The following is a 355-nucleotide window of genomic DNA, read 5'->3' as shown; positions in this document are numbered from 1 at the left end:
CTTCTGAGCATGGATGGTCGGCGGTCAGCTTTGGGGGAGGAGGTGTGCCAGTTCGGCATCCCAGTCGATGAGTCCGGACTCGGTACCCCGTGGCACCAGAGCCTGGGTGTCTTGAAGGAAGGACGAGATGTCCTGCACGGGGACCTCGAGCAAGGCGGTGCCTGCGGCAGACCCGAGGGCGATGTAGATCGACTCGTCACCCCGCCCCGCGGCCGACCAGATCCGGACGTCCGCGTGGCCTGCGGAACCCTTCAGACCGTCAGCCAGGAGATCCCGCCCCAGGATCCATTCGACCGGCTCGTCGCAGTCGGCGAAGAAGGCGGCACGGACGACGTAGGGGTCAGCGGGCTCGTAG

The 355-nt window shown here is 66.8% G+C and carries 1 protein-coding gene; it reads right to left on the bottom strand.

The genetic code is table 11. The features are described 5' to 3' along the window. Positions 1-24: 24 nt before the first annotated feature. Positions 25-355 (bottom strand): SsgA family sporulation/cell division regulator (locus tag AC5WRT_RS39140; RefSeq protein WP_496101122.1); only part of this gene is annotated, 331 nt, incomplete at its 5' end.

The sequence above is a fragment of the Streptomyces sp. NTD91 genome (assembly GCF_059510455.1).
The sequence above is the reverse complement of the archived record's forward strand: the minus strand, read 5'-3'. Positions and strand labels throughout refer to the sequence as shown.